The organism is Streptomyces sp. NPDC054794, from assembly GCF_053611585.1.
Map to the genome: position 1 here is coordinate 468,235 of NZ_JBSHAQ010000001.1, position 7,701 is coordinate 475,935.

7 protein-coding genes and 1 pseudogene are annotated in these 7,701 nt (G+C 71.1%); 5 read left to right on the plus strand and 3 right to left on the minus strand.

Features of this window, described 5'->3' with window-relative positions; translation table 11 throughout:
* The first annotated feature begins 242 nt into the window (after positions 1-242).
* The 3 genes from ACWGKT_RS02045 to ACWGKT_RS02055 all read left to right on the plus strand — a co-directional run bounded on the left by ACWGKT_RS02045 (position 243) and on the right by ACWGKT_RS02055 (position 1,979).
* Positions 243-881, plus strand: coding sequence for an HdeD family acid-resistance protein (locus tag ACWGKT_RS02045; protein ID WP_453272067.1), 639 nt, complete (start codon positions 243-245; stop codon positions 879-881).
* 120 nt (positions 882-1,001) lie between these two features.
* The gene (locus ACWGKT_RS02050) at positions 1,002-1,472 is read left to right on the plus strand and encodes an SHOCT domain-containing protein (protein WP_453272068.1); all 471 of its coding nucleotides are present in this window, start codon (positions 1,002-1,004) and stop codon (positions 1,470-1,472) included.
* Between the two features lie 57 nt (positions 1,473-1,529).
* Positions 1,530-1,979, plus strand: a complete 450-nt coding sequence (locus ACWGKT_RS02055) for a DUF7144 family membrane protein (RefSeq protein WP_453272069.1) — start codon at positions 1,530-1,532, stop codon at positions 1,977-1,979.
* A gap of 163 nt (positions 1,980-2,142) precedes the next feature.
* Here ACWGKT_RS02055 and ACWGKT_RS02060 read toward each other — a convergent pair.
* The 3 genes and pseudogenes from ACWGKT_RS02060 to ACWGKT_RS02070 form a co-directional block, all read right to left on the minus strand.
* Positions 2,143-2,478 (minus strand): annotated as a pseudogene (locus ACWGKT_RS02060) (MarR family winged helix-turn-helix transcriptional regulator); the annotation flags it as partial.
* Positions 2,479-2,633: 155 nt separating this feature from the next.
* Complete coding sequence (locus tag ACWGKT_RS02065; RefSeq protein ID WP_453272070.1) at positions 2,634-4,088, minus strand: glyceraldehyde-3-phosphate dehydrogenase; 1,455 nt, start codon at positions 4,086-4,088, stop codon at positions 2,634-2,636.
* Positions 4,089-4,206: 118 nt separating this feature from the next.
* Positions 4,207-4,422 carry a hypothetical protein gene (locus ACWGKT_RS02070; RefSeq protein ID WP_453272071.1) on the minus strand — a complete coding sequence of 72 codons (216 nt, stop codon included), beginning with the start codon at positions 4,420-4,422 and terminating at the stop codon, positions 4,207-4,209.
* 172 nt (positions 4,423-4,594) lie between these two features.
* Between ACWGKT_RS02070 and ACWGKT_RS02075 the strand changes: the two genes are divergently transcribed.
* Together ACWGKT_RS02075 and ACWGKT_RS02080 are read left to right on the plus strand one after the other, a co-directional pair.
* Complete coding sequence (locus tag ACWGKT_RS02075) at positions 4,595-5,554, plus strand: LysR family transcriptional regulator (RefSeq protein ID WP_453272072.1); 960 nt, start codon at positions 4,595-4,597, stop codon at positions 5,552-5,554.
* A gap of 149 nt (positions 5,555-5,703) precedes the next feature.
* A complete protein-coding gene (locus tag ACWGKT_RS02080; RefSeq protein WP_453272073.1) occupies positions 5,704-7,626 on the plus strand; it encodes a collagenase in 1,923 nt (640 codons plus the stop codon).
* The last annotated feature ends 75 nt before the right edge of the window (positions 7,627-7,701 follow it).

Here is a 7,701-nt window from a genome sequence, read left to right on the forward strand (position 1 = left end):
TCTTCGTTCCATCGCGACGGGCTGCTCCTCGTGCCGGTGGGTTCGTGGCGTGGACTCGCGTCGGCGGGCTCGTGCCGGTGGGCTCGTCCCTCCCACCCCATCTTCCGGGCTGAACGCGGGGATCACCCGTCGTGGGTGACCCGCCGGGGGACGCCCGGCGGGCACGCTGGGGCGGTGAGGCCCTCCCGCACCGCCCCGTCGGCGGTCCGGAGGCGGCCCGCTCGACCTCGCGAGGAGGAGCCATGACCGAGTCGCGTGGCACGGCGCCGCACACCGGACCGGATCGCCTGTCCGGCGGGGCGGCCCCACGCCCGGCGGACGATCCCGCCGACGCACTGGCGGCACTCGGACGCTCGTGGACGTGGCTGCTCGGGTCCGCGCTCGTCACGCTCGTACCCGGCGTCCTGATCCTGGTCTGGCCGGACGAGACGCTGCACGTCCTGGCGGTCGTGATCGGCCTGTACCTGCTGGTGGCCGGGGTGTTCCGGTTGGTGGCCGCCTTCGGCCGGCCGGAGCACGGCGAACGGCTCCCCGGACTGCTGCTCGCGGTGCTGTACGTCCTGGCCGGCGTGCTGTGCCTGCGGAACCCGCTGCAGACCATCACCGCGCTCTCGCTGATCGTGGGAATCGTCTGGCTGGTGTCGGGTGTCCTCACCCTCTACGTGGCGATCGCCGGCAAGAACCTCCCGCACCGCGGCTTCGTCTTCGCCGCGGCGGCGCTGGCCGTCGTCGCGGGAGTCGTGGTGCTGACCCTGCCCACCGAGTCGGCCCTCGCGCTGACCCGGCTGCTCGGGCTGTGGCTCGTGCTGCTCGGACTGGTGGAGGTGGCCGTCGCCTTCGCCTGGCGGGCCGCACTGCGCAGGTCGGGAAGCCCGGGGTGACGCCCGGAGCGCGACCCGCATGCTCACCCGCCTCGGGTGAGGCCGCCCAGGGCCTGCCGTGCGCACGCTGAAGGCTGCAGAGACCGGCTGCCGGGCACAGGCCCGGAACGGAGGAGACAAATGAGCGCGCAGATGTACCTCGCGTACGACTATCCGCTGCTGAGCGCCTTCTGGACCATGCTGTGGTTCTTCCTGTGGATCCTGTGGTTCATCCTGCTGTTCCGGGTCATCCTCGACGTCTTCCGGGACGACAGCCTGAGCGGCTGGGGCAAGGCCGGGTGGCTGGTGTTCGTGATCGTGCTGCCCTTCCTCGGCGTCTTCGTCTATCTGATCGCCCGCGGCAAGGGCATGGGCCAGCGGGAGTTCGCCAAGGCGCGGGAGCAGCAGCAGGCGTTCGACAGCTACGTCCGGGACACCGCCCAGAGCGGTGAACGGCCCAGCAGTACGGACGAACTGGCCAAGCTCTCCGACATGAAGGCCCGCGGCGACATCTCGGACGAGGAGTTCCGCCGGGCGAAGGAACTGGTCCTGACCGACTACGGCACGCCGACCGAACGTCCGGGCAAGGTCTCCTCCGGTTCCGGCGGCTGAGCCCCTCCCACGAGACCGAGCCGAGCACATCCCACGAGACGGAAACGAGGCACTGGTATGACCGCGACACCCCCCGCACACGCGCGCTCGACCAAGCAGGTCTGGGCCGGCGGCCTGACGACCTTCGCGGCGGTCATGCTCATGATCGCCGGGGTGCTGAGCGTCTTCCGGGGCATCATGGCGATCGCCCAGGACGACGTCTTCGTCACCACGCCCAACTACGTGTTCAAGTTCGACCTCACCGGCTGGGGCTGGATCCACCTGATCCTGGGCGCGGTCGCGGTGATCGTCGGCCTCGGCCTGTTCCAGGTGTCGACGTGGTCGCGCGTGGCCGGCGTGACCATCGCCGGGCTCATCGTCATCGCCAACTTCCTGTCCCTGCCGTACTACCCGGTCTGGTCGATCGTGATGATCGCCTTCTCGGCGTTCATCATCTGGGCCCTGTGCGTGGTCCGGGGCAGCGAGGCGTCCTCGGCCGGCTCGGCCACTCCGTCCATGCCGTCCTAGCATCCCTCGGCGCGCCCCGGGTGAGACCGCCCGGGGCGTCGCCGTGCCCTCGGCTCAGGACTGCTCGCCGTCCTCGCCGAGGCGGCGCAGGAGGTCGAGCAGCGGGGATCCACGGGCGGTGCCGACTCTGGCCGGGGTGCCGACGGGACCCGTCGTGCCCGGCACGGTCCGCGACCGAGAGCGGGGCGAAGCAGACGGCGAGCACCTCGTCGGCGACCAGGTGCCCCGCCGCCAGGACCTGCTCGCCCGCCGGGGTGAGAGGGTGCCGGATGCGCCGGCCGTGCCCCGGCCACGCTCGACGAGACCCTGGGACGTCAGCCGGCCCACGAACGTGCCGAAGGCCAGCTCGCTCCGGAACGTCGCGCCCGCGAGCTCGCGGGCCGACGCCCCCGGGGGAGCGGCCGAGGGCGCGCAGCGCGTCCCACCGCGCCAGTGTGGCCCCGGCGGACGCGAGAGCGGTGTCGAGGGCCCGGCCACCGTCGCCGGCCTCGCCCGGCACCTTTCCGAGCGCGCGTACTCCGGAACGCCTCCGCCTGACCGGCGTCCCCGGCTCCTCCTCGGGGCCGGTCCGGAAACGGCGAAGGGCGGTCGGCCGGCCCCTGACGGGACCGGCCGACCGCCCTCACTGCTTCCCGAATGCGGAGACCGCGGGGCTCAGACCGCCGTGGCCGGGTAGGTCGGGTACTCCACCCCGGACACGTGCTGGACGACACGGACGACCTGGCAGGAGTAGCCGAACTCGTTGTCGTACCAGAGGTAGAGGATCGCGTTGTCGCCCTCGACCTTGGTGGCGCCGGCGTCGACGATCGAGGCGTGGCGCGAGCCGATGAAGTCGCTGGAGACCGCGTCGGGGGCGGTGGTGAAGTCGATCTGGCGCTTGAGCGGCGACGTCAGCGACACCTCGCGGAGGTGGTCGAGGACCTCCTCGCGGTCGGTCTCGCGGGCCAGCTGCAGGTTGAGGATCGCGATCGAGACGTCCGGCACGGGGACGCGGATCGAGCTGCCGGTGATCCTCGCCTTGAGGTCGGGCAGCGCCTTGGCCACGGCGGAAGCGGCGCCGGTCTCGGTGATGACCATGTTGAGCGGCGCGGAGCGGCCGCGGCGGTCGGCCTTGTGGTAGTTGTCCAGCAGGTTCTGGTCGTTGGTGAACGAGTGAACGGTCTCCACGTGGCCGCGCAGCACGCCGAACTCGTCGTCCATCGCCTTGAGCGGCGGGACGATCGCGTTGGTGGTGCAGGAGGCGCAGGACAGGATCTGCTCGTCCGGCTTGATCATGTCGTGGTTGACGCCGTGGACGATGTTGGGGACGTCGCCCTTGCCGGGGGCCGTCAGGACGACCTTGTCGATGCCGGGCCGCAGGTGGTTCGACAGGCCCTCGCGGTCGCGCCACTTGCCGGTGTTGTCGATGAGGATGGCGTTCTTGATGCCGTACGCCGTGTAGTCGACCTCGGTCGGGTCGTTGGCGTAGATCACCTTGATCGCGTTGCCGTTGGCGACGATCGTGCTGTTCGCCTCGTCGACGGTGATCGTGCCCTGGAACTGGCCGTGGATGGAGTCGCGGCGCAGCAGCGAGGCGCGCTTGACGAGGTCCTCGGCGGCCCGGCCGCCACCGCCCCGCACGACGATCGCACGCAGTCGCAGACCGTTGCCGGAGCCGGACTTCTCGATCAGCAGACGGGCGACGAGGCGGCCGATGCGGCCGAAGCCGTAGAGGACGACGTCGCGGCCCTCGCCGCGCTCGATCTTGTTGGCACCCGTGGCGCCCGCGACCGCCTCGGCGGTGAACGCCTCCACCGTGAGCCCGTGGTCGTCCGCCTTGTACGTCGCGGCGAGCATGCCGATGTCGATCTGCGACGGGCCGAGGTCGAGCGTGGTGAGAGCCTGCAGGAACGGGAGCGTCTCGTTGACCGTCAGCTCCTCGCCGGCGATCTGCCGGGCGAACCGGTGGGTCTTGAGGATGCTGACCACCGACTTGTTCACCAGGGAGCGGCTGTGGAGCAGGACCGTGACGTCCCGCTCCCTGTGCAGCTTCCCGATGATCGGAATCATGGACTCCGCGATCTCTTCGCGGTTCTTCCAGTCGGTGAACGAGTCGTCGTTGACAGTCACAGGAATCTCTTTCGAGCTAGGTGGCGCTCATATGCTAGCGCCACCCTGTTTTCGTCCTTTCAGCGGGTTGTCGTACCGGGCTCCCGAGGCTGCGCAGGCGTCCGGGATGCCGGGGATGTCAGGGATTGAGCTTCATGGGGGCGCAGTGCTTGAGCCCGCTCTTCACGACGCAGTCGACGAGCGGGCCGCCGACCTGGCTGATCACATGGGCGACGGGCTGGTCGGCCGCCCCCGCCTTCGGGGCCGGTGCCGCCAGCGCCGGCGCGGCCGTCGCGGCCAGGGCCGCCCCGGCCAGCAGTACGGCGGCGGGTACGCGCCTCGTGGGCATCGTCACGTCGGTCTCTCCTCACCGGGCGCCTCGCGTGCGGCCCGTCGTGCTGGGCGATATGTCCGTCCAACGAGGTGGGGGGTGCTCCGGACACGGTCGCGGGCCGCATGCTTGTACGGGTGACGGTGCGCCGGAGCGCGTCCCGTCGTCGACGGACGGATGGATGGGGAGAGGCAGGATGGAGCTGGAGCTTCGGCATCTGCGCGTGCTGTGCGCGATCGCCGACGCGGGAACCGTGGGCCGGGCCGCGGCGGACCTGGGGTACTCGCAACCCGCGATCAGCACCCAGCTCCGGCGGATCGAGCGCCACTTCGGCGAGCCGCTGTTCGAGCGCGGTGCGACGGGGGTGCGGCTCACGCCGTACGGCGCCGAGGTCGTCGCCCAGGCGCGCGACGTCCTGGCCCGCGCCGACGCCATCGGCCGCCGGCCGGCCGCGGGCACCGCGGCGACGCGCAGGACCCTGCGCGTGGCGGCGACCAATTCGCCGGTGCTGTCCGGCACGGTGTCCCGGTTCCGGGCCCGGCTGCCCGACGTCGAGCTCTCGGTGAACAGCGTGTACGCCTCCTCGCGGATCGTCGAGCTCCTGGAGGAGGGCGCGCTCGACGCGGGCATCGCCGCCGACTATCCGGGCATGGAGCTGCGGCACTCGGCCGCCGTGACGCACCGCGGGATCGTCACCGAGCCGACCTTCGTGGCCCTGCCGTCGACGCACCGGCTGCGCCACCGCTCCCAGATCGCGCTCGCCGACCTGGCCGAGGACGCCTGGTTCCTGACACCGGACGACGGTGCGGGCTGGCCCGGCATCTTCTACGCGGCCTGCGAGGCGGCGGGCTTCACCCCGGTGACCGTCCATGAATTCCTCGGTGACCAGCTGCAGTTGCAGAGCATGATCGCCGACGGGCTCGGCGTGGCCGTCGTCCAGCCGACCCTGCGGCCCATCCCGCACGTGGTGATCAAGCCGCTGGTCGGTACGCCGCTGTGGTGCCGCTATGTGCTGGCCTGGCGCAAGGACGAGGTGCCCGAGGAGCTCGCGGAGGCACTGTTCCAGTCGGCCATCGCCGCGCACCGCGAACTCGTCGGCCAGTCACCGCACTTGAGGACGTGGGCCGCGCGCACCTGGAGCGTGTCCGGGACGTAGCCGAACGCCGGGTGGCACGGCGCGTGTTATGGCCCACCGGTGTCATGTGCTATGTCACACGGCATTGTTGGGGCGGGCGGGGGTTGGGACAGTGCTGCACACGCCTCACACCCCCATCGAGGCGCATCCATCCGTGGAGGAGCCCCCAGATGCGCAACTGCTCCGCCCTGCCCAGACGCACGCTCGGCGCCCTCGCCGTCTGCGTCACCCTCGCCGGCCTGCTGTCCACGCCGGCCCTCGCGGCACCACAGGCCCGGGCCGGCACCGGTGCCGTGACCGCGCACCGCACACCGACGCCGGCCCCGCCGCCGACCGGTTCGACCGTCCACGCCGCCGACCGTCCCGCCGTACAGGACAGGCGACTCAGCCCGGCCCAACTGCCGCCCCAGTCACCGACACGCGCCCCTGCGCGTCCCCCGGCCGCCGCGAAGGCGGCCTCCTGCACGCCGGCCGACTTCGGCCGCCGGACCGGAACCGCGCTCGTGTCCTTCGTCAGGGCCTCGACCACCAGCTGCGTCAACACCCTGTTCGGGGTCACCGGCACCGACGCGCGCGACATCTTCCGCGAGTCCCAGATGATCACCGTCGCGAACGCCTTCACCCGGGCCGCGCGCACCTACCGCGGCGACAACTCGGGCCAGGTGTGGCAGCTCGTGCTGTTCCTGCGCGCCGGCTACTACGTGCAGTTCAACAACGCGTCCGACGTGGGCCCGTACGGCCCGCGCCTGGCCTCCGCCACCACACACGGCCTCGACACGTTCTTCGACCGCCCGCACACCGAGGACGTCACCGCCGCCAACGGCGACGTGCTGGGCGAAGTGGTCATCCTCTCCGACAGCGCCGACCAGCAGGCCCGCTATCTGGACGTCTACCAGCGGCTGCTCGACGACTACGACAGCTCCTACGACGCCGTCCCGAGCATGGTCGCGGCCGTCAACGACGTCTACACACCGCTGTGGCGCGGCAATTGGAACCCGGCCTACGTGGCCGCCGTCGCCGCCGACCCGAGCATCGTCGACACCCTCGACTCGTTCGCGCGCGACCACATGGACCTGCTCGGCACCGACCGCGGCTACCTGGACTCCAACGCCGGGATGAACGTGGCCCGCTACGTCGAGCACCCGGAACTCCAGTCCCAGGCACGACCGCTGACCAAAGACCTGCTCGACGCCTCCGCCATCACCGGCCCCACCGCCGGACTGTGGGTCACGGTGGCGACGCAGGCCGACTACTACGACCGCCCCAACTGCTCCTACTACGGCGTCTGCGACCTGCCCGGACAGCTCACCCGGGCCGCCCTGCCGATCGCCCACGACTGCGACGCGACGCACACCTTCCGGGCCCAGGCGCTCACCGCCGCCGACCTCGACGCCGCCTGCGCCAGCGTGCTCGGCCAGGACGCGTACATGCACCGGCTCGTCAAGAACGACGGCCCGATACCCGGCCAGTACGTGTCGACCATCGACCTGGTCGTCTTCGCGAGCCGCGCCGACTACCAGACCTACGCCGGGGCGATCTACGGCATCAGCACCGACAACGGCGGCATGACGCTGGAGGGGAACCCGTCCGACCCGGCCAACCGGCCGATTTCGATCATGTACCAGAAGGGCAGCGACGACGGCTTCCCGGCCCGGATCTGGAACCTCAACCACGAGTACACCCACTACCTCGACGCCCGTGACGACATGTTGGGCGACTTCGCGCAGCAGATCTCGGTGCCGGACATCTGGTGGATCGAGGGCCTGGCCGAGTACGTCTCCTACGGCTACCGCGGCATCACCGACGCCCAGGCGGTCACCGAGGCGGGCAAGCACGCCTACCGCCTGAGCACGCTCTTCCAGAGCACCTACACCAACAGCGACGTGACCCGCACCTACCCGTGGGGCTACCTCGCGGTCCGCTACATGTTCGAGAAGCACCCGGCGGACATCGACCGCATGCTCGCCCGCTTCCGCGTGGGCGACTACGCGGGCGGATACGCCGTCTACGCGACCGGCATCGGCACCGGCTACGACGCCGACTTCGACCAGTGGCTCACGGCGTGCGCCGCCGGAGCCTGCGCCAACCCGTAGAACGGACACTCCGGGCGGGGGGGGGGCCCCGGGCCCCCCCCCCCCCCACCACGTCGTTTTATAACAACAAGGGCC

Coding starts and splice junctions, on each gene's coding strand:
- ACWGKT_RS02055 (WP_453272069.1), top strand. CDS start 1,530: ATGACCGCGACACCCCCCGCACACGCGCGCTCGACCAAGCAGGTCTGG.
- ACWGKT_RS02045 (WP_453272067.1), top strand. CDS start 243: ATGACCGAGTCGCGTGGCACGGCGCCGCACACCGGACCGGATCGCCTG.
- ACWGKT_RS02050 (WP_453272068.1), top strand. CDS start 1,002: ATGAGCGCGCAGATGTACCTCGCGTACGACTATCCGCTGCTGAGCGCC.
- ACWGKT_RS02080 (WP_453272073.1), top strand. CDS start 5,704: ATGCGCAACTGCTCCGCCCTGCCCAGACGCACGCTCGGCGCCCTCGCC.
- ACWGKT_RS02075 (WP_453272072.1), top strand. CDS start 4,595: ATGGAGCTGGAGCTTCGGCATCTGCGCGTGCTGTGCGCGATCGCCGAC.